The sequence below is a fragment of the Streptomyces sp. NPDC104106 genome (genome assembly GCF_055584345.1).
This window is the reverse complement of record NZ_JBVJMF010000005.1, coordinates 240,415-261,215: the sequence shown is the minus strand read 5'-3', so window position 1 is coordinate 261,215 and position 20,801 is coordinate 240,415. Positions and strand designations below refer to the sequence as shown.

At 73.0% G+C, this 20,801-nt stretch carries 12 protein-coding genes and 1 pseudogene; 9 read left to right on the top strand and 4 right to left on the bottom strand.

Annotation, left to right across the window (positions count from 1 at the left end; genetic code table 11):
- Positions 1 to 43 precede the first annotated feature (43 nt).
- Together moeZ and ACZ60X_RS14785 are read left to right on the top strand one after the other, a co-directional pair.
- Positions 44 to 1,222, top strand: coding sequence for an adenylyltransferase/sulfurtransferase MoeZ (moeZ, locus tag ACZ60X_RS14790; protein ID WP_469597967.1), 1,179 nt, complete (start codon positions 44 to 46; stop codon positions 1,220 to 1,222).
- Positions 1,223 to 1,318: 96 nt separating this feature from the next.
- Positions 1,319 to 1,712 (top strand): annotated as a pseudogene (locus ACZ60X_RS14785) (hypothetical protein); the annotation flags it as partial.
- A gap of 48 nt (positions 1,713 to 1,760) precedes the next feature.
- Here the strand turns inward: ACZ60X_RS14785 and ACZ60X_RS14780 are convergent.
- The 3 genes from ACZ60X_RS14780 to ACZ60X_RS14770 all read right to left on the bottom strand — a co-directional run bounded on the left by ACZ60X_RS14780 (position 1,761) and on the right by ACZ60X_RS14770 (position 6,880).
- A complete protein-coding gene (locus ACZ60X_RS14780; protein WP_469597965.1) occupies positions 1,761 to 2,294 on the bottom strand; it encodes a DinB family protein in 534 nt (177 codons plus the stop codon).
- Positions 2,295 to 2,394: 100 nt separating this feature from the next.
- The gene (locus tag ACZ60X_RS14775) at positions 2,395 to 3,942 is read right to left on the bottom strand and encodes an alpha/beta hydrolase (RefSeq protein ID WP_469597963.1); all 1,548 of its coding nucleotides are present in this window, start codon (positions 3,940 to 3,942) and stop codon (positions 2,395 to 2,397) included.
- A gap of 73 nt (positions 3,943 to 4,015) precedes the next feature.
- Positions 4,016 to 6,880, bottom strand: coding sequence for a lysylphosphatidylglycerol synthase transmembrane domain-containing protein (locus tag ACZ60X_RS14770; RefSeq protein WP_469597961.1), 2,865 nt, complete (start codon positions 6,878 to 6,880; stop codon positions 4,016 to 4,018).
- Between the two features lie 185 nt (positions 6,881 to 7,065).
- Between ACZ60X_RS14770 and ACZ60X_RS14765 the strand changes: the two genes are divergently transcribed.
- The 6 genes from ACZ60X_RS14765 (at position 7,066) to ACZ60X_RS14740 (ending at position 18,084) form a co-directional block, all read left to right on the top strand.
- The gene (locus ACZ60X_RS14765; protein WP_469597958.1) at positions 7,066 to 7,452 is read left to right on the top strand and encodes an MGMT family protein; all 387 of its coding nucleotides are present in this window, start codon (positions 7,066 to 7,068) and stop codon (positions 7,450 to 7,452) included.
- A 257-nt stretch (positions 7,453 to 7,709) separates the two neighbouring features.
- Positions 7,710 to 11,210, top strand: a complete 3,501-nt coding sequence (locus tag ACZ60X_RS14760; RefSeq protein WP_469597956.1) for an ATP-dependent helicase — start codon at positions 7,710 to 7,712, stop codon at positions 11,208 to 11,210.
- A gap of 153 nt (positions 11,211 to 11,363) precedes the next feature.
- Positions 11,364 to 14,909, top strand: a complete 3,546-nt coding sequence (locus tag ACZ60X_RS14755; RefSeq protein ID WP_469597954.1) for a UvrD-helicase domain-containing protein — start codon at positions 11,364 to 11,366, stop codon at positions 14,907 to 14,909.
- A gap of 47 nt (positions 14,910 to 14,956) precedes the next feature.
- Positions 14,957 to 16,360, top strand: a complete 1,404-nt coding sequence (locus ACZ60X_RS14750; RefSeq protein ID WP_469597952.1) for a dipeptidase — start codon at positions 14,957 to 14,959, stop codon at positions 16,358 to 16,360.
- Between the two features lie 152 nt (positions 16,361 to 16,512).
- The gene (gene nudC, locus ACZ60X_RS14745; protein ID WP_469597950.1) at positions 16,513 to 17,457 is read left to right on the top strand and encodes an NAD(+) diphosphatase; all 945 of its coding nucleotides are present in this window, start codon (positions 16,513 to 16,515) and stop codon (positions 17,455 to 17,457) included.
- Positions 17,458 to 17,469: 12 nt separating this feature from the next.
- Positions 17,470 to 18,084, top strand: a complete 615-nt coding sequence (locus tag ACZ60X_RS14740; protein WP_469597947.1) for a class I SAM-dependent methyltransferase — start codon at positions 17,470 to 17,472, stop codon at positions 18,082 to 18,084.
- Between the two features lie 47 nt (positions 18,085 to 18,131).
- Here ACZ60X_RS14740 and ACZ60X_RS14735 read toward each other — a convergent pair whose 3' ends face one another.
- Entirely contained in the window at positions 18,132 to 18,374 is a 243-nt protein-coding gene (locus ACZ60X_RS14735) for a mycoredoxin (RefSeq protein ID WP_469597945.1), read from the bottom strand.
- A gap of 206 nt (positions 18,375 to 18,580) precedes the next feature.
- Here ACZ60X_RS14735 and ACZ60X_RS14730 point away from each other — a divergent pair, with 206 nt between their 5' ends.
- Positions 18,581 to 20,776 (top strand): ATP-dependent DNA helicase UvrD2, encoded by a 2,196-nt coding sequence (locus ACZ60X_RS14730; RefSeq protein WP_469597943.1) that lies wholly within the window; start codon positions 18,581 to 18,583, stop codon positions 20,774 to 20,776.
- Positions 20,777 to 20,801 lie beyond the last annotated feature (25 nt).

Below are 20,801 nucleotides of genomic sequence, written 5' to 3'. Positions count from 1 at the left end.
CGGGGAGAACAACCGTACTGTTTGACCGACCAACGGAGTCCCCGTGTCGCTGCCACCCCTGGTCGAGCCAGCTCCTGAGCTCACCGTAGACGAGGTCCGCCGGTACTCCCGCCACCTGATCATCCCCGACGTGGGCATGGACGGGCAGAAGCGGCTGAAGAACGCCAAGGTGCTCTGTGTCGGTGCCGGCGGCCTGGGCTCGCCCGCGCTGATGTACCTGGCCGCCGCGGGCGTGGGCACGCTCGGCATCGTGGAGTTCGACGAGGTCGACGAGTCGAACCTCCAGCGCCAGATCATCCACAGCCAGTCCGACATCGGCCGTTCCAAGGCCGAGTCCGCCCGCGACACCGTCAAGGGCATCAACCCGTACGTGAACGTGGTCCTTCACGAGGAGCGGCTCGAAGCCGACAACGTGATGGACATCTTCAGCCAGTACGACCTGATCATCGACGGCACGGACAACTTCGCGACCCGCTACCTGGTCAACGACGCCTGCGTGCTGCTGAACAAGCCGTACGTGTGGGGCTCGATCTACCGCTTCGACGGCCAGGCCTCCGTCTTCTGGTCCGAGCACGGCCCCTGCTACCGCTGCCTGTACCCGGAGCCCCCGCCCCCGGGCATGGTCCCCTCCTGCGCCGAGGGCGGCGTCCTGGGCGTGCTGTGCGCGTCCATCGGCTCCATCCAGGTCAACGAGGCCATCAAGCTCCTCGCGGGCATCGGCGAGCCGCTGGTCGGCCGACTGATGATCTACGACGCCCTTGAGATGACGTACCGCCAGGTCAAGGTCCGCAAGGACCCGAACTGCGCGGTCTGCGGCGAGAACCCGACCGTCACCGAGCTGATCGACTACGAGGCCTTCTGCGGCGTCGTGTCCGAGGAGGCCCAGGCGGCGGCCGCCGACTCCACGATCACTCCGAAGCAGCTCAAGGAGTGGATCGACGACGGCGAGAACATCGAGATCATCGACGTCCGCGAGCCGAACGAGTACGAGATCGTCTCCATCCCGGGCGCCAGGCTCATCCCGAAGAACGAGTTCCTCATGGGCACCGCCCTGGAGGGACTCCCACAGGACAAGAAGATCGTCCTGCATTGCAAGACGGGTGTCCGCAGTGCGGAAGTCCTCGCCGTGCTGAAGTCCGCGGGCTTCGCCGACGCCGTCCATGTGGGCGGCGGCGTCATCGGCTGGGTCAACCAGATCGAACCGCACAAGCCGGTCTACTGATCACCGCTCCGGCCGACCGGCGAGACTGACGAAGCCCACGGCTCTGACCAGCTCAGACGCCGTGGGCTTTGTGCCTCCCGCTCTGAGACGTCCCTCGACCAGGGGAACCCACTGCTCGAACGGCTTGACCCCGGCCTGGGGCCGGGCCTCATGGCTCTGGGCTGTCAGCTCGCATGGGCCTCGACCTGGGGGATGCGAACGAGGCCGCCGCCCCACGCCTCGGACTACCAAGACTGCCTGTCGTGAAGTGGCCGGACGCCTGTGCCGACGGCGGCCCGCGCGGCCTGCACCGGAAGACCCGCCACCTCGTCGACTGGGCCAACCGCCGGTCCTTCATCCGGGTCGACGACGAGATCAGCGCCATCGACCGCGTCTGGGTCGCCGACATCCTGGGCCGTCACTCCTTCATCGCGTCGACCCGACCAAAGGCCTCGTGGACGCCGGCCTCGCCGCGCTCGCCGGTTGGCTCCGCGCCACTGCGCCGAGCTGACCCACAAGAGACCCAGCTCACCAGGATTCCCGACAAGGCCCAGGGGACTCAGCTCTGCGTACTGCCGTCTATGAGCTCGCGGATGACGTCCGCGTGGCCGTTGTGTTGGGCGTATTCCCTGATCACGTGCATCATGATGCAACGCACGTCGAGATCCCCGAATCGGTGGTGCGTGCAAACATCATCCAGTGAAACCCTGGCGAAGATCTCGCGGCTGCGCTCGCAGGCGGCCACGTAGCGCGCGACGTCCTCAGGCAGTGTCGCGCCGTCGTCCAACAGGAAGTCACCGTCCCTGCGCTCCGGCCAGCCGAAGGGCGCGGGTTCCTCGCTCTGCTCGATGACGTTGACAAACCAGACGAACTCGACCTTGGTGAGGTGTCGCACCAATCCGTGCAGGGTGGTGAGGGACGGAACGACACGCCGGGCTGCCTGTTCCTCGGTCAACCCGTCGAGCCTCCTCAGCAGTTCGGCGCGTTGGTAGTCGAGCCACCCGGCCAAGGCCTCACGTTCAGGCGCGATGGTGCGCAGGTCGACGGGCTTGAGCGGCGAAGCGAAGGTCTGCGGTCCAGAGGCGTCATTCATGGGTGCATTGTCCCAGGCGAGGTCAACGCCCGGTCCTGACAACGACTGCCGGAGGAAGCGTGGCCGGGGCAAGAAGGCCGGCCCGCCGATGCCGCGCGCGTCAGGAGCAGACCGCGCCGGTGTTCGGCACCTTCCCGTCCAGCAGGTAACTGTTCACCGTGCTCTGGACGCACCTGTCCTTGCTGTCGTACGCACCGTGGCCCTGGCCCTTGTACGTCAGCTCCACCGCGACGTCCCTGCCGAGCGCGTCCGCCATCTTCTTCGCGCCCTCGTACGGGGTGGCCGGGTCGCCGGTGTTGCCCACGACGAGGATGGGCGCCGACCCGGGCGCGCTGACGTCGGGATGGTCGGCGGCGCCGGGCACGGCCCAGCCGGTGCAGCTGATCAGGCCCCAGGCCAGGTAGTCCCCGAACAGCGGGGAGGCGGCCCGGAATTCGGGCAGCTTCCGCTGGATGTCGTCCACGGTGTACCGCGGCTTCGCGTCGGCGCAGTTGATCGCGATGTTGGCCGCGGTGATGTTGCTGTACTGGCCGTTCTCGCTGCGTCCGTTCATCGAGTCGGACAGCAGCATGAGGATCCTGCCGTCGCCCATGTAGGCGTCCTCCAGCCCCTCGGTCAGGTACTCCCAGAAGTCCTTGGAGTACAGGGACTCCGCGATGCCGTTGGTCGCCTCGGTCTGGGTGAGCCGGCGGGGCGGGATGCCCGGGATCGGCGTCTTGTCCAGGTCTCTCAGCAGTTTCGCGATCCGGTTCTTCACATCGTCCGGGGTGTCGCCGATCGGGCAGTCGGTGGTCTTCGACGTACAGTCCTCCGCGAAGTTGTCGAGCGCGAGCTGGAAGCCCCTGGCCTGTCCGAGCGCGCTCTCCTCGGGGTTCTGGGTGGGGTCGACGACGCCGTCGAGCACGGCCCGGCCGACGTTCCCGGGGAACAGGTGCGCGTACACGCCGCCGAGTTGGGTGCCGTAGGAGATGCCGAAGTAGTGCAGCTTGGCGTCGCCCAGGACCTGGCGCATCAGGTCCATGTCGCGGGCCGCGTCCGTGGTCGCCACATGCGGCAGGATGCTCTCGGAGTTCTGCTCACAGGCCGCGTTGAACTGCTTGGTGCGGTCGAGCAGCTGGGCGCGCTCGGCGCTGGTGTCGGGCGTCGCGTCCTGCTGGAAGTACACGTCCAGCTGGGCGTCGCTCTCACAGGTCACCGGCGCGCTGCGGCCGACCCCGCGCGGGTCGAAGCTGACCAGGTCGTAACGGGTGCGCAGGGTCTCGTAGTCGGAGCTGAACGAGGGCAGCGAGCTGACGCCGCTGCCGCCCGGCCCGCCGAAGTTGAACACGAGCGAACCGATGCGCTCGCTCGCGGGCCCGCTGGCTCTGGCGCGGATCAGGGCGATGCCGATCGTGTCGCCCTTCGGCCTGCTCCAGTCCAGCGGCGCCCTCATGGTGGCGCACTGCCATGTGCCGCCGCCCGGCAGCGGGGAGGGTGCGCTGCCGCCGCCCTCGGCCTCGGACGGCGCCGGGCAGTCCTTCCAGTCCAGCCGCTGCGCCGTGAGATTGCCGTCCTTGGCGTCGTCGCCGCCGCAGCCGGCCAGCAGCGTGGGCAGCAGCACGGCGGCGGTGGTCAGGGCGGCGGCGCGCAGCCGGAAGGGGTTCGCCATGCCCCCATCCTGGCGGCGGGCCCGGCACCGCGCGCGGGGCACGGGCCGTACGAGGTACCCGCGCCCGCGGTCCCTACAGGGCGCCCTTGCGGCTCAGGTGGTTGAACGCCAGCCAGCCCGGCAGGACCGGGAGCCACAGCGTGAGCAGGCGGTACAGCAGGACGGCCGGGGCGGCGACCTCCTTGGGCAGTCCCACGGCGATCAGGCCGACCGTCAGGGTCGCCTCCACCGCGCCCACACCGCCCGGGGTGGGCGCCGCTGAGCCGAGCGCGTTGCCGGCGAGGAAGACCACTGCGACGCTGGCGATGCTGAGCGAGGCCGTACCGTCGCCGAACGCCCGGATGGAGGCGTCCAGGCACATCACGAAGCAGAACGTCAGCAGCAGGATGCCGCCGATGCCCGTGATCAGCTTCTGCGGCCGCTGGAGCACGTCGAGCATGCGCGGCACGACGCCCGCGAACAGCGACCTCACACGCGTGACGACGAATTTGCGCAGGAACGGCACCGATGTCACCACGAGCACCAGCACCGCGACCGTCAGCAGACCCGCGATGACCGTCCGGGAGGGCGACAGGGACGGCGTCTTCTCGGTGCCGGTGAGGTAGCCGAAGGACAGCAGCATCAGGATGTGGGCGCCGAGCCCCGCCAGCTGCGACGCGCCCACGCTCGCCACCGCCAGCCCCGGCCGGACTCCGGCGCGCTGGAGATACCGGGTGTTGAGGGCCACCCCGCCGACCGCCGCCGGGGCCACGATCTTCACGAAGGAGCCGGCCACCTGGGCCGCCACGGCCCGCAGGAACGGCACCCGCTCCGGCACGAAGCCGAGCAGCTGCATCGCCGCCGCCACATAGCTGAGCACCGAGAACAGCACGGCGGCGACCACCCAGCCCCACTGGGCGTTGGCCACCAGCGGGCCGAACTCGATGTGCGTGAGCTGCGTCAGCAGGAAGTACGCGCCGATGGCACCGGCGATGAGACTGATCAGGGTGCGCGGCCTGACCCGCTCCAGCCGGGCCGGCTCCACCGGTGCCTGCGGCCTGATCCGCAGCACCTCATGGCGGATCTGGCTGAGCAGATCCTCCTCGCGCGCCTCCTCGACGGCCTCGTCGATGGCCCGCTTCTCGGCCCGCTCCTGCGCGCGTACGGCCTTCTTGTCGGTTTTCTCAGCGGTGTCCGTGCCCTGTGCCCGGGCCTCCTCCAGCCGTGCCTGCTTGGACTGCCGGGACGCCTCCAGGACCGCCTCGCGCTCGCGTTCGGCGCGCTCCCGCGCCAGTCTGCGCAGCGTCGCGCGCGTGGAGCGCGTCAGGGCGATCGGCTGGAGCAGCGGCAGGCAGTCGGCGACCGCGTCCGGGCCGAGCACCCCGACCGCCGAGGCCACCGCCCGCTCGGCGCCCGCCCGCAGGCCGAGGGTGGTGACCAGCTGGGCCACGTCCATGCGCAGCAGCAGCTCGCCGGCGGCGATCTCGCCGCCGCGCAGCTCGGTGAGGATCACATTGCCGGAACGATCCACCAGGATCGCGTCACCCGCGAGCCTGCGGTGCGCGATGCGCCGCGACTGCAGGGCCTGCACCTGGTGCCAGGTCTTGCGCAGCAGTTCGTCGGTGATCTCCTCGTCGGCCAGCGAGTCCAGTGTGCGCCCGCCGGTGTGCTCGTAGACGAGCATGACCGCGTCCGGGCCGAGTTCTGAGGTGGCGATCAGCTTGGGGGCGTTGGCGCCGGCCGCGATCGCCGCGTACGCCAGCAGGGCCTCCTGTTCCAGCGCCTGCCGCAGCGACTGGAGGCTGGAGCGGGTGGCGAAACCGCGCAGGGTGAGGTTGCGCCACGCCCGGTAGAAGAAGCCCTGGGCCTGCTGTTCGCGGTCCACGACCGTGACGTCCAGCGGCGGGCCGTCCTCCAGGGTGACGAAGTAGCGCCGTCCGCGATCGCCGTTCTCGCTCTCCCCGCTCTCCTCGCGCGCGGCGGCGACCGGGTGGAAGCCGACGTGCCGCAGGCCCGCCATCAGGGTCTGCCCGGTGGGGCGGACATTGGGGGAGCCGACCGCGTACAGCGTGCCGTAGGCGACGGTCCAGCCGATCAGCACCGTCAGGATGATCGAGAACGGCGTGGTGTAGCCGGTGACCAGCATCGAGAACGCATCGAGCAGCAGCACGATCCACAGCACCGAGCGCCATCGGGGTCTGCGGGACATGCCGACGGCCGTCATATAGGCGATGACGGGGGCCAGATAGCCGTGCACGGGGTCGGTCAGGGCGTGCAGGTCGCCCGGGGAGGGCTGGGTGAGCGCCTCCTGGATCGAGTTCGGGGCGGCTCTCGCGACCCACAGGTCGGTCGCGAGCGTGACTCCGTGGGCGAGGACCGCCGCGAGGACGCCGTCGGCGATGCGCAGCCCGTCGCGTTTGATCAGCCGCTCGATCGCGAAGGCGACCGGCACCAGCAGGATCGCGATGCTGGACGCGAGCCCCGCGAACCGGATCAGCAGGTCGGGGGCCTGTCCGGTGCCCTTGTTGATGTCCTGTTCGAGGCCGGAGGTGGTGCCGTGCGCGAACGCGGCGATCGCGAGCAGCACCGCGATGGCCAGTACGCCGACCAGGAGCCGCATGAGGTCCGACGGGCGGTGCACGCGCGCGGGGAGCAGCGGTTCGTCGCCCTCCACCTCGCCGGCGTGCGGCTCGCCGTCGCTGCCCGGACCGTGGCCGGGGGGCGTGTTCTCCAGGACGTGCGTCCCCTCGGTGTCGTCGTTGCGGTCCGTACGCGCGCGTGCGCCCTCGCCCTCGCGGCCACCGGCGTCGTCGTCGTTCCCACGCGCGCGCGTGGGACCGTCCTCGCGCGGACCGGTGTCTTCCCGGCGTGTGCCGTCGCCCGCGCCGGCGGCGCCGGGGCGCGCGGCGGCGTCAGGGGTGCCCGCCGCGCCTTCGGGGTGCACGCCCTGCTGATTCATGGTCTCTTCTCGGTCTCGTATCACCGGTCACCGCCCGCACGATGGTGGCATGCCCCACCGACCCACGGGGCCGTCAGGGTGCGGATGCGCGGGCGCACAGTCTGCCCGAAGCGCCGTCCGGGAGCGAGACGGGCGTCCCCCAGGTCCGCGCCGCGCTGTCGGTGGAGTGCGGCAGGATGGGACGAATGAACGAGCAGAGCCCTGCCGGGACGGCCGACGAGGGGTACGCGGACGCGCTGCCGGAGTACGCCGAGCGGGTCCTGCAGGTCGCCGAGCGGATCCCGCCGGGGCACGTGATGACGTACGGCGACGTCGCCGAGTGGCTCGAGGACGGGGGGCCGCGCCAGGTCGGCCGGGTGATGTCCCTCTACGGAGGCGCGGTGCCGTGGTGGCGGGTCGTCCGCGCCGACGGGGTGCTGCTGCCCGGACACGAGCTGCGCGCCCTCGCCCACTACCGCGCGGAGGGCACGCCGCTGAGAGAGGCGGGCAGGAGCGCCGAGGGGCATCTGCCGCGGCTCGACATGCGGCGGGCCCGGTGGGACGGCGGGGCGGGCGCGGAGGGTCACACCTGACAGCTTCCGCCATCGCGGGCCGTCGGGGAGAGCCTGTGGCCCGTACGGGGGACAGGGGGGACATCCGTGGCATGACGTACGTTCGTGAGAGTGGGGACCGGAGTGGCACGAGTGCCGCGAGGGACGAAGCGGAACTCCCGCTTCCGTCCGCAGCGGCGGCGTAGCGTCGGCCGCACCCGTCTCGCACACCCCGCGGCCTGCGCCTCGCGCGCGTGACCGCCCGCCCATCAGCACGACCACCAGGACCGGCCAACCACGTGAGCTCCTCTTCCTCCACCGGACGCCTGCCGCACCACCAGGTACGGCAGGGGAGCCGTGGTGCTTACCGGCTGGTCCGTACCCCGCCCGCCGCGGCGGGCCCCCCTCGTCTGGACGCGGCCCAGCGCGCCGTGGTTGACCATCGCTTCGGACCGCTGCTCGTCCTCGCCGGTCCGGGCACGGGCAAGACCACCACCCTCGTCGAATCCGTCGCCGCGCGGATCGCGCGCGGGGTGGACCCCGAGCGCGTCCTGGTGCTGACGTTCAGCCGCAAGGCCGCCGTCGAGCTGCGCGACCGCATGGCCCTGCGCATGGGCGCCGCCCGCGCGCCCAGGGCGACCACCTTCCACTCGTACTGCTACGCCCTGGTGCGCGCCCACCAGGACAGCGGTCTGTTCGCGGAGCCGCTGCGCCTGCTCTCCGGTCCCGAACAGGACGTCGCCGTCCGCGAACTGCTCGCCGGCCATGTCGAGCTGGAGCAGACCCTCGGCCGGCGGCATGTGCGCTGGCCCGACGAGTTGCGCGCCTGCCTGACCACGCGCGGCTTCGCCGACGAGGTCCGCGCCGTCCTCGCCCGCAGCCGCGAGCTGGGCCTCGGCCCGGACGCCCTGGACGCCTTCGCCCGCCGTATCGGCCGCCCCGACTGGCGGGCGGCGGCCGCGTTCCTCGCCGAGTACCTGGACGTGCTCGACCTGCAGGGCGTGATCGACTACGCCGAACTGGTGCACCGCGCGGTCCTGCTCGCGGGGCAGCCGGACACCGCCGCGCGGCTCGCCGCCCGGTACGACGCCGTGTACGTCGACGAGTACCAGGACACCGACCCCGCGCAGGTACGGCTGCTGCACGCCCTCGCGGGCGGTGGTCGCACGCTGGTCGCCTTCGGTGACCCGGACCAGTCGATCTACGCCTTCCGTGGCGCCGACGTGAACGGCATCCTCGACTTCCCGGCCGCCTTCACGCGCGCGGACGGCCGCCCCGCCCCCGTCGAGGTGCTGCGCACCTCCCGCCGCTCCGGCGCCGGCCTGCTGGCCGCCACCCGCCTGGTCACCCAGCGCATGCCGCTGACCCGGTTGCCCGCCGAGAAGGTCCGCGCCCACCGGGAACCGGCCGCCGTACGGGACGGGGGCCGCGTCGAGGTCTATACCTATCCGACGTCCGGTACGGAAACGGACAACATCGCGGACATCCTGCGCCGGGCGCACCTGGAGGACGGTGTGCGCTGGAGCGACATGGCCGTCCTGGTCCGGGCCGGATCCCGCCTGCCCGCCCTCCGCCGTGCTCTGACCGCGGCCGGCGTGCCGCTGGACATCGACGGCGACGACGTGCCCCTGCGGCACGAGCCGGCGGTGGCCCCCCTGCTGACGGCCCTGCGCGCGGTCGCCACGGCGGAGTCCGCACGGCGCGGGGACGCCTCGGAGGAGGCGGGTACGGGGGAACCGGGCGCCGGGGAGGCGGGTGCGGGCGTCGGGGAGGCGGGTGTCGGGCAGGCCGGCACTGGGGATACCGGCGTTGTGGATGTCGGCGCCGGAGAAGCGGGCGTTGCTGAGGTCGGCACCGGGCAGGCCGGCACCGGGCAGTCCGGCGATGCCGGCGCCGATGGCGTCACGGCGCGGCCCCCGGAGGCCTCCTGGCTCGACACGGAAACCGCTCTCACCCTGCTCACCTCGCCCCTCGCCGGCATGGACGCGGCCGATCTGCGCCGGCTCGGGCGCGCGCTGCGCGAGGAGGAGCGCGCGGCCGGGAACCCGCTGCCGCCGCCGTCCGACGAGCTGCTCGCCCGGGCGCTCGCCGAGCCGGAGCGCCTGGCCGTGCACGACCCGGCGTACGTGCGCGGGGCGCAGCGCCTCGGTGCCCTGCTGCGCAAGGCGCGGGAGCGCCTCGCGGGCGGCGGCACGGCGGAGGAGGCCCTGTGGGACCTGTGGGAGGGCACACCCTGGCCGGGGCGGCTGGAGCGGGCCGCCCGGCGCGGCGGCGCGGCCGCCCGAAACGCCGACCGCGACCTGGACGCGGTGTGCGCGCTGTTCGCCACCGCCGCGCGCGCCGAGGAGCGCGTCGGGGGCCGGGGCGCGCTGAACTTCCTGGAGGAGATCGAAGCCGAGGACATAGCCGCCGACACGCTCGCCCGTCGCGTCGTGCGCCCCGACGCCGTCCGCCTGATGACCGCCCACCGCGCCAAGGGCCTGGAGTGGCGCGTGGTCGTCGTCGCCGGCGTCCAGGAGGGGCTGTGGCCCGACCTGCGCCGCCGCGGCTCGCTCCTGGAGGCCGACCGCATCGGCCGCGACGGACTGGCCGAACCGCTCACACCGGGCGCGCTGCTCGCCGAGGAGCGCCGGCTGTTCTACGTCGCCGCCACGCGCGCGCGTGAGCGCCTGATCGTGACCGCCGTGAAGACACCGGCCGACGACGGCGACCAGCCGTCCCGGTTCCTGACCGAGCTGGGCGTCGAGCCCCGCGACGTCACCGGCCGCCCGCGCCGCCCGCTGTCCGTGGCCGCGCTCGTCGCCGAGCTGCGCGCCACCACCGTCGACCCGCGCGCGTCCGCCGCCCTGCGCGAGGCCGCCGCCCGCCGCCTGGCCCGGCTCGCCGCCCTCGCCGACGAGGACGGCCGCCCGCTGGTGCCGTCCGCGCACCCCTACCGCTGGTGGGGCATGTACGACCCGACGGAGAGCAAGGTGCCGCTGCGCCACCGCGACCAGCCGGTCGTGCTCTCCGGCAGCGCCCTCGACCAGCTCGCCAACACCTGCGCGCTCCAGTGGTTCCTCGGCCGCGAGGTGAAGGCCGACGCGCCCGCCACCACCGCGCAGGGCTTCGGCAACGTGGTCCACGTCCTCGCCGACGAGGTCGCCTCGGGCCGTACCCCGGCCGACCTCGACGTCCTCATGGAGCGCCTGGACTCGGTGTGGAACGCGCTCGCCTTCGACGCGCCGTGGAAGTCGCGGCAGGAGAAGGACAACGCGCGCGTGGCGCTCGAACGGTTCCTGAACTGGCACGTCCTGGACCGCGCCGGCCGCACCCCCGTGGCGAGCGAGCAGGACTTCGACGTCACCCTCGGAGCGGGCGACTACGAGATCCGCATCCGTGGCCAGATGGACCGTGTGGAGGCCGACGGCGAGGGACGCGCCTACGTCGTGGACTTCAAGACCGGCAAACAGGCACCCAGCGCCGCCGACGTGGCCCGCCACCCCCAGCTCGCCGTCTACCAGCTCGCCGTCCGGGAAGGCGCCGTGGACGAGGCCTTCGACGGCGTGCGGCCCGAACCGGGCGGCGCCGAACTGGTGCACCTGCGGCAGGGTGCCGCCAAGCGCGACGGAGGCGACGGGCTGCCGAAGACGCAGACCCAGGAGCCGCTGTCCGGCGAGTGGGTCGGCGAGCTGCTGGCCACCGCCGCGGGCAAGGTCCTCGACGAGCGGTTCGCGCCGAGCACCGGCCAGCACTGCACGCACTGCGCGTTCCGCGCCTCGTGCAGCGCCCGGCCCGAGGGGCGGCACGTGGTCGAGTGAGCCGGCGCCGGCGCCGGCGGTCGGCGTACCGGGGTCCGGGTGTCGCGGATGCCGGCGTGACGCAGGGCACGACCCCCGCTGACCTGCGCGTCCTCCCCGCCGTACGACCGATCCGTACCCGGCTGTCAGTGCCCGCCGCTAGCCTTTTGCGACATGCCCGCCCGTATCACCGATCCCGAGCAGCTCAAGGAGCTCCTCGGCATCCCGTTCACCCCGGAGCAGACGGCCTGCATCACCGCGCCGCCCGCCCCGCAGGTGATCGTGGCCGGAGCCGGGTCGGGCAAGACCACCGTGATGGCCGCGCGCGTGGTCTGGCTGGTCGGCACCGGACAGGTCGCCCCAGGGCAGGTCCTCGGCCTGACCTTCACCAACAAGGCCGCCGGCGAGCTGGCCGAACGCGTGCGCACGGCGCTGGTCAAGGCCGGTGTCACCGACCCCGACGTGATCGACCCGGACAACCCCCCGGGCGAGCCGGTGATCTCCACGTACCACGCCTTCGCCGGCCGGCTGCTGACCGACCACGGCCTGCGCATCGGCCTGGAGCCCACCTCCCGGCTGCTCGCCGACGCCACCCGCTACCAGCTCGCCGCGCGCGTGCTGCGCGAGGCCCCCGGCCCCTACCCCGCCCTGACCCGCTCCTTCGCGGACCTCGTCAGCGACCTGCTCGCCCTCGACTCCGAGCTCGCCGAACACCTCGTCGAGCCCGAGGAACTGCGCGCCTGGGACGCGGACCTCCTGCACACCCTCCACAGCGCCAAGCTCACCAACGCCGACCTGCGCAAGGTCCCCGAGACGGCCGCAGCGCGCCGCGAACTCGCCGACCTCGTCCAGCGCTACCGGGCCGCCAAACGCGCCCGCGACCTGCTCGACTTCGGTGACCAGATCGCCCTGTCCGCCCGCCTCGCGCGCGTGCCCGACGTGGGCAGACTGCTGCGCGAGGAGTTCCGCGTGGTGCTCCTGGACGAGTACCAGGACACCTCCGTGGCCCAGCGCGTGCTGCTGGCGGGCCTGTTCGGCGGGGGCACGGGCCACCCGGTCACCGCGGTCGGCGACCCCTGCCAGGCCATCTACGGCTGGCGCGGCGCCTCGGTCGCCAACCTGGACGACTTCCCCGCGCACTTCGCACGCGCCGGCGGCCGCCCCGCGACCCGGCAGGCGCTCAGCGAGAACCGCCGCAGCGGCGGACGCCTCCTCGACCTCGCCAACGGCCTCGCCGAGCCGCTGCGCGCCCTGCACGCGGGCGTGGAGGCCCTGCGCCCGGCCCCCGGCGCCGAACGCGACGGCACGGTCCGCTGCGCCCTGCTGCGCACCCACGCCGAGGAGATCGACTGGCTCGCCGACTCGATCGCCCACCTCGTGCGCACCGGCACGGCACCCGGCGAGATCGCCGTCCTGTGCCGTACGGCGACCGACTTCGCCGAGATCCAGGGCGCCCTCGTGGCACGCGACATCCCCGTGGAGGTCGTCGGCCTGTCCGGGCTGCTGCACCTGCCGGAGGTCGCCGACCTCGTGGCCGTCTGCGAGGTGCTGCAGGACCCCGGCGCCAACGCCTCCCTGGTGCGCCTGCTGACCGGGCCGCGCTGGCGCATCGGCCCCCGCGACCTCGCCCTGCTCGGCCGCCGGGCCCGGCTGCTGGTCGCCCACGCGCGCGTGTCCGACACCGACGACCCCGACCGCCGGCTCGCCGCGGCCGTCGAGGGCGTCGACCCCTCCGAGGTGATATCGCTCGCCGACGCCCTCGACACCTTCCTGGAGACACCGACGGAGGGCGACGACGACGGGCTGCCGTTCTCCGCGGACGCGCGCGTGCGCTTCGCCCGCCTGGCGACCGAGCTGCGCGACCTGCGCCGCTCCCTGTCCGACCCGCTGATGGACGTCCTGCACCGCGTCCTCGCCGTCACCGGCCTGGAAGTGGAGCTGTCGGCGTCACCGCACGCCCTGGCCGCCCGCCGCCGCGAGACACTGTCCAACTTCCTGGACATCGCCGCCTCCTTCGCGGCGAGCGACGGCGAGGCCACGCTGCTCGCCTTCCTCGGCTTCCTGCGCACCGCCGCGCAGTACGAGAAGGGCCTCGACAACGCCCTGCCCGGTGGCGAGAACACCGTCAAGGTGCTCACCGCCCACAAGTCCAAGGGCCTGGAGTGGGACGTCGTGGCCGTCCCCGGACTGGTCGAGGGCACGTTCCCGAGCGCCCAGGGACGCGAGAAGTGGACGGCGCAGGCCAAGGTGGTGCCGCACGCGCTGCGCGGCGACACCGACACCCTGCCCGACGTCGGCAGCTGGGACGCGCGCGGCATGAAGGCCTTCCACGAGGCCATGAAGGAGCACCAGCACACCGAGGAACTCCGCCTCGGCTACGTCACCTTCACCCGCCCCCGCTCCCTCCTGCTCGGCTCCGGCCACTGGTGGGGCCCCAGCCAGAAGAAGCCGCGCGGCCCGTCCGGCTTCCTCCAGACCCTGTACGACCACTGCGCCGCCGGGTACGGCGAGATCGAGCAGTGGGCGGACGAACCCGCCGAGGGCGAGGAGAACCCGGCCCTGCACGCGGCGACCGCCGAGCAGGCGTGGCCGCTCCCGCTGGACGAGGACGCGCTGGCCCGCCGCCGCGCGGCCGCCGATACCGTCCTCGCCCACCTGGACGCCCTCGCCGCCGAGGAGACCGGCCGTCCGCCGGCCGCCCACGACCCCGCCGCCTTCGACGACCCGGACTGGCCCACGCCCCCGGACGACGACCCCTACGGGGACGCCCCGTACGACGAGCACGGCGCGGACCTGCCGTACGACGAGGACCCCTTCGGTGACGAGGGCCTCTTCGGCGACGGCGAGCCGCCGTACGACCCGGACGCCGCACCCGGAGCCGCGCCCGCGGGGGCCGCGGACGGCTCCACCGGCTGGGACACCTGGGACACGGCCCGGCCCACCGTCCCCCACCAGGCGCCCGCTGCGCCGCACGCCTCCCGCCCCGCCGCACCGCAGCCCCGGCTCACCCCGGAGGAGACCCGCACCGTCGCCTCCTGGGACCGCGACCTGGACGCGCTCGCCGGCGAGCTGCTGCGCGCCCGGCAGACCGTCACGGACGTCCCCCTGCCCGCCTCGCTGACCGCCTCCCAGCTGATGCTGCTCGCCGCGGACCCCGACGGGCTCGCGCAGGAACTCGCCCGCCCGATGCCGCGCCCCCCGCAGCCGGCCGCGCGCCGGGGCACCCGGTTCCACGCCTGGGTCGAGGCCCGCTTCGAGGAGCTGACCCTGCCCCTGATCGAACCGGACGAGCTGCCCGGCAGTGACGCCGAGATCGCCGACGAGGAGGACCTTGAGGCCCTGAAGGAGGCCTTCGAGCGCAGCGTCTACGCCCAGCGCACGCCGTACCGGGTGGAGGCGCCCTTCCAGTTCACCCTCGCCGGCCGCGTCGTACGGGGCCGGATCGACGCCGTCTACAGAACGGGCGACGGCGACGAGGCCACGTACGAGATCGTCGACTGGAAGACCAGCCGCACCCGCGCGGCCGACCCGCTCCAACTCGCCGTGTACCGACTGGCCTGGGCGGAGCAGGCGGGCGTGCCGCCCGAGGCCGTCACGGCCGCGTTCTTGTACGTGCGCACCGGCGAGGTCGTACGCCCGGTGGGCTTGCCGGACCGGGCCGCGCTGGAGCGGCTGCTCACCGGCGAGCCCGGCGCGGCACCGGCGGCGGGCCGGGTGTGACGAACCGCCCGCCGAGGTTGTCGGTGCGGGCCGATAGGCTCGTGAGCATGAGCCAGACCCCGGACAGCGCCGTCCGTACGTACATCGACCAGCACCGCGCCGCCTTCCTCGACGACCTCGCGGCATGGCTGCGCATCCCCTCCGTGTCGGCCCAGCCCGACCGCGCGGGCGACGTCCGGCGCAGCGCCGACTGGCTGGCCGCCAAACTCGGCGAGACCGGCTTCCCGACCGTGGAGATCTGGCCGACCCCCGGCGCCCCGGCCGTCTTCGCCGAGTGGCCCTCGGGCGACCCGCAGGCCCCCACCGTCCTCGTCTACGGCCACCACGACGTGCAGCCCGCCGCCCGCGAGGACGGCTGGGACAGCGATCCCTTCGAGCCGGTCGTCCGGGAGAACCGCCTCTACGCGCGCGGGGCGGCCGACGACAAGGGCCAGGTGTTCTTCCACACACTCGGTGTCCGCGCCCACCTCGCCGCCACCGGCCGCACGGCCCCCGCGGTCAACCTGAAGCTGCTGATCGAGGGCGAGGAGGAGTCCGGCTCCCCGCACTTCCGGGCCCTGGTGGAGGAGCGCGCGGGCCGGCTCGCCGCCGACGCCGTGATCGTCTCCGACACCGGCATGTGGTCCGAGGACACCCCGACGGTGTGCACGGGCATGCGCGGCCTCGCCGAGTGCGAGATCCGGCTGCACGGCCCCGACCAGGACATCCACTCCGGCTCCTTCGGCGGCGCCGTGCCCAACCCGGCGACCGCCCTCGCCCGCCTGGTCGCCGCACTGCACGACGAGAACGCGCGCGTGGCGATCCCCGGCTTCTACGACGGCGTCGTCGAGCTGACCGACCGCGAGCGCGAACTGTTCGCCGAGCTGCCCTTCGACGAGGAGCGCTGGCTGCGCACCGCCAAGTCACGCGCCGCCCACGGCGAGGCCGGGCACACCACCCTGGAGCGGATCTGGGCCCGACCGACCGCCGAGGTCAACGGCATCGGCGGGGGTTACCAGGGCCCGGGCAGCAAGACCGTCGTCCCGTCCTCGGCCATGGTGAAGCTGTCGTTCCGCATGGTCGCGGGCCAGGAGCCCGAGCACATCGAGAAGGCGGTGCGCGCCTGGGCCGCCGAGCAGGTGCCCGCCGGGATCCGCTGCGAGATCGACTTCGGCTCGGCCACGCGCCCGTGCCTGACCCCGCTCGACCACCCCGCCCTGCAGTCCGTGGTGCGCGCCATGGGCCGCGCCTTCGAGGGGCCGGTCCGCTTCACGCGCGAGGGCGGCTCCGGACCCGCCGCCGACCTCCAGGAGGTCCTCGGCGCCCCCGTGCTCTTCCTGGGCATCTCCGTCCCCTCCGACGGCTGGCACGCCCCCAACGAGAAGGTCGAGCTGGACCTGCTGCTCAAGGGCGTCGAGACCAGCGCCTACCTGTGGGGTGATCTGGCCGAGAACTGGCGTCCCACGCCCTGAGCGACCGGCGCCGTAAGGGAGGCAGCGCGCGCGGGGCACACTGGACGAACCGCCCCGCACGCCCCGCCCGCACCCGGCCCGGTGCCCCACGCCGCACGCCCTGCCGAACCGCCCGCCGAACCAACCGCTGTACTGGGGGAGTTGGAAGCACCGTGACCACCTGGACCGACGACACAGCCGACCGACCCATCTCACTGACCGCCCCGAGCGGCATCGACCGAGCCGCCCACCACCGGCTCGACGAAGCCTGGCTCGCGGCGGCGTGGAGCCACCCCACGACCCGCTGCTTCGTGGTGTCCGGCGGCCAGGTGCTCATCGACGAGACCCCGGACGGCCGGACCGAACTCGTGATGACGCCCTCCTTCGAGGCTCCGCTCACCGAGGCCCACCGCTACTTCCTGGGCATCGACGAGGACGGCGTCAGCTACTTCGCGCTCCAGAAGGACGCGCTGCCCGGCCGTATCGACCAGTCCGCGCGCCCCGCCGGTCTGCGCGAGGCGGGACTGCTGCTGTCGCCGCGTGACGCCGGGCTCATGGTGCACGCGGTCGGCCTGGAGAACTGGCAGCGCACCCACCGCTTCTGCTCCCGCTGCGGCGAGCGCACGGTCATCGCCGCCGCCGGCCACATCCGCCGCTGCCCGGCCTGCGGCGCCGAGCACTACCCGCGCACCGACCCGGCCGTGATCATGGCCGTGACCGACGCGGAGGACCGCATCCTGCTCGGCCGCCAGGTCCACTGGCCCGAGGGCCGCTTCTCCACGCTCGCCGGTTTCGTCGAACCCGGCGAGTCCATCGAGCAGGCGGTGTGCCGCGAGGTGTCCGAGGAGGTCGGCGTCACCATCGGCTCCGTGGAGTACGTGGCCAGCCAGCCCTGGCCCTTCCCGTCCAGCCTGATGCTCGGCTTCATGGCCCGCGCCACGTCCACCGAGATCGACGTCGACGGCGACGAGATCCACGAGGCCCGCTGGTTCTCCCGCGAGCAGCTGCACGACGCCTTCGAATCCGGCGAGGTCATGCCGCCCTACGGCATCTCCATCGCGGCCCGCCTGATCGAGATGTGGTACGGCAAGCCGCTGCCGACGCGCAGCTTCGTCTGAGGCCGCTTCCCGGTGTCCGCAGACCCGTACTGGAACCACAACGTCCACTACCACCGGGCCGTGCTGGCGGCCGTCCCCGACGGCTGCCGCACGGCGCTGGACGTCGGCTGCGGCGACGGGCTCCTGGCCCGCAAGCTCGCCACGCGCGTGCGGACGGTCACGGGCGTGGACCGCTCACCGGAGATGATCCGGCAGGCCCGCGCCCGCCGGCCCGGGAACGTCACCTTCCTGGAGGCCGACTACCTCGGCGACAACTCGCTTCCGGAAGGGGCGTACGACTTCGTCAGCGCGGTCGCCGTAGTGCACCACGCTCCCTTCGAGGCCGCGATCGACGCTCTCACCAGGTTCGTCGCGCCCGGCGGTCGGCTGGTCGTCGTCGGGCTGGCGTACAACCGCACTCCGGTGGACTGGGTGATCAGCGGTTGCGGACTGCCGGCGAGCCGGCTCTACGCCCGTCTGCGCGGGGGCAAGCGCGGCCCGGCCGGCATGCCGGTGGAGGACTCCACGATGCGCTGGGGCGAGGTCCGCGCGGCTGCCCGCCGCCTGCTGCCGGGCTGCCGCTACCGGCGCGCGCTGCTGTGGCGCTACATCGTGGTCTGGGACAGGGCGACGCAGGGCGGTCCCTGAGCCTCAGGGACCGCCCCGCCGCGGCATCGCGGGAAACCCGCGGAGCGTCACACGCCGATCTTCTGCTTCACCTGGGCCAGCGACGGGTTGGTCAGCGTGCTGCCGTCGGCGAAGAGCACGGTGGGGACTGTCTGGTTTCCGCCATTGGCCTTCTCCACGAAAGCGGCGGACTCCGGGTCCTGCTCGATGTTGATCTCGCTGTAGGCGATCCCCTCCCGGTCCAGCTGCTTCTTCAGCCGCTGGCAGTAACCGCACCACGTCGTGCTGTACATCGTCACAGTTCCCTGCATGTCTCTCGCGCTCCTCAGGCAGCTCGGAAAAAGGCGTGCAGGGGGAGAACGTATGCCACGGGCCTGCCATTCCCACCCGGGGTATGCGCGGCCCGCACCCGTCGTTGTCCACAGGCGCTGTGACGCCCGCCGCATCAGTACGACAAAGGGTGGCTGCCTGTGGACAACCGCCACGGCCGTCCCGGGGGACCTGGCAGCATTGCGGTGTGACAGCAGCAACGCATTCCCCCCTCTTCCCGCAGGTACCGGACTCTGCCGACGCGGTGCTCGAAGGGCTCGACCCCGAGCAGCGCGCGGTGGCCACCGCCCTGCACGGGCCGGTGTGCGTCCTGGCCGGAGCGGGCACGGGGAAGACCCGCGCGATCACCCACCGCATCGCCTACGGCGTGCGCGCCGGCATCCTGCAACCGTCCAGCGTGCTCGCCGTCACCTTCACCAACCGCGCCGCGGGAGAGATGCGCGGCCGGCTGCGCCAGCTCGGGGCCCACGGCGTCCAGGCCCGCACCTTCCACTCCGCCGCGCTGCGCCAGCTGCAGTACTTCTGGCCGAAAGCGATCGGTGGCGGCATGCCCCGGCTGGTCGACCGCAAGATCCAGCTCGTCGCCGACGCGGCCGCCGCCTGCGGCACCCGGCTCGACCGGGGCGAGCTGCGGGACGTGACAGCCGAGATCGAATGGTCCAAGGTCACCCAGACGGTCCCCGCCGACTACCCGTACGCGGCCGCGAAAGCCGGTCGCGAGGCCCCCCGGGACCCCGCCGAGATCGCCCACCTCTACGCGGCTTACGAGAACCTCAAACGCGACCGCTCGGTGATCGACTTCGAGGACGTCCTGCTGCTGACCGTCGGGATCCTTCAGGACCGGCACGACATCGCCGAACAGGTCCGCGCCCAGTACCAGCACTTCGTCGTCGACGAGTACCAGGACGTCAGCCCGCTCCAGCAGCGGCTGCTGGAGCTGTGGCTCGGCGACCGCGACAGCCTGTGCGTGGTCGGCGACGCCAGCCAGACCATCTACTCGTTCACAGGCGCAACACCCGACCACCTCCTCGACTTCCGCGCCAGGCACCCCGGCGCCACCGTCGTGAAGCTGGTCCGGGACTACCGCTCCACCCCGCAGGTGGTCCACCTCGCCAACGGGCTGCTCGCCCAGGCCCATGGCCGCGCCGCCGACCACCGGCTGGAACTGGTCTCCCAGCGCGCCCCCGGCCCCGAGCCCGTCCACACCGAGTACGCCGACGAGCCCGCCGAGGCCGAAGGCGCCGCCCGCCGCATCCGCGAGCTGATCGACGCCGGTGTCCCGGCCGCCGAGATCGCCGTCCTGTTCCGTACGAACGCCCAGTCCGAGACATATGAGCAGGCCCTCGCGGACGCGGGCGTGCCCTATCAGCTGCGCGGCGCCGAGCGCTTCTTCGACCGCCCCGAGGTCCGCAAGGCCGGACTCGCCCTGCGCGGCGCCGCCCGATTCGGCGGCAACGACTCCCTCCTGGACGACGCCGTCGACCTGCCCTCCCAGGTCCGGGCCGTGCTGTCCGGGGAGGGCTGGACCCACCAGCCCCCGGCCGGCTCCGGCGCCGTCAGAGAGCGTTGGGAGTCCCTGGCCGCCCTGGTCAATCTCGCGCAGGACCTCGCCGCCGCCAGTCCGAAGGCCACCCTCGCGGACTTCGTGGCGGAACTGGACGAGCGGGCGAACGCCCAGCACGCCCCCACCGTCCAGGGCGTCACCCTGGCCTCCCTGCACGCTGCCAAGGGCCTGGAATGGGATGTCGTCTTCCTGGTCGGCGTCGCCGAGGGCATGCTGCCCATCACCTACGCCAAGACCGACGAGCAGATCGAGGAGGAACGCCGGCTCCTCTACGTCGGCGTCACCCGTGCGCGGGAACGGCTCCACGTCTCCTGGGCCCTGTCCCGCTCCCCCGGCGGCCGCCCGCACCGCAGGGCCAGTCGCTTCCTCGACGGCCTGCGCCCCGGCACGACCGCCGCGGCCGGTCACTCCGGCACCACCGCCGGCGCGGGCGTCGAACGCGGCCCCGGCCGGGACACGACCGCAGTGCCGCGCCGCGCCCAGCGCAGCCCGGCGCGCTGCCGGGTCTGCGGGCGCACCCTCACCGACGCGGGCGAGATGAAGCTGATGCGCTGCGAGGACTGCCCCTCGGACATGGACGAGGGGCTCTACGAGCGCCTCCGCGCGTGGCGGGCGGTCCAGGCCGAGCGCAGCGGGCAGCCGGACTTCTGCGTCTTCACCGACCGGACCCTCGTCGCCATCGCCGAGGCACGGCCCGAGAACTCCGCCGAACTCTCCCGCATCCCTGGTGTCCTCAGCCGCAAGCTGCGCAGCTACGGAGCCGAGGTTCTGGCCATCTGTGCAGGCCAGGACCTCAACGAAGGCGAGAGCGACGACTGATGCGAACTCGTCGAAAAAATAGTTT

Bases quoted from the DNA above. Each gene is read 5' to 3' on its own strand.
- ACZ60X_RS14755 (WP_469597954.1), top strand. From the start codon at position 11,364: ATGCCCGCCCGTATCACCGATCCCGAGCAGCTCAAGGAGCTCCTCGGC.
- ACZ60X_RS14750 (WP_469597952.1), top strand. From the start codon at position 14,957: ATGAGCCAGACCCCGGACAGCGCCGTCCGTACGTACATCGACCAGCAC.
- ACZ60X_RS14735 (WP_469597945.1), bottom strand. From the start codon at position 18,374: ATGCAGGGAACTGTGACGATGTACAGCACGACGTGGTGCGGTTACTGC.
- ACZ60X_RS14780 (WP_469597965.1), bottom strand. From the start codon at position 2,294: ATGAATGACGCCTCTGGACCGCAGACCTTCGCTTCGCCGCTCAAGCCC.
- ACZ60X_RS14765 (WP_469597958.1), top strand. From the start codon at position 7,066: ATGAACGAGCAGAGCCCTGCCGGGACGGCCGACGAGGGGTACGCGGAC.
- ACZ60X_RS14770 (WP_469597961.1), bottom strand. From the start codon at position 6,880: ATGAATCAGCAGGGCGTGCACCCCGAAGGCGCGGCGGGCACCCCTGAC.
- ACZ60X_RS14775 (WP_469597963.1), bottom strand. From the start codon at position 3,942: ATGGCGAACCCCTTCCGGCTGCGCGCCGCCGCCCTGACCACCGCCGCC.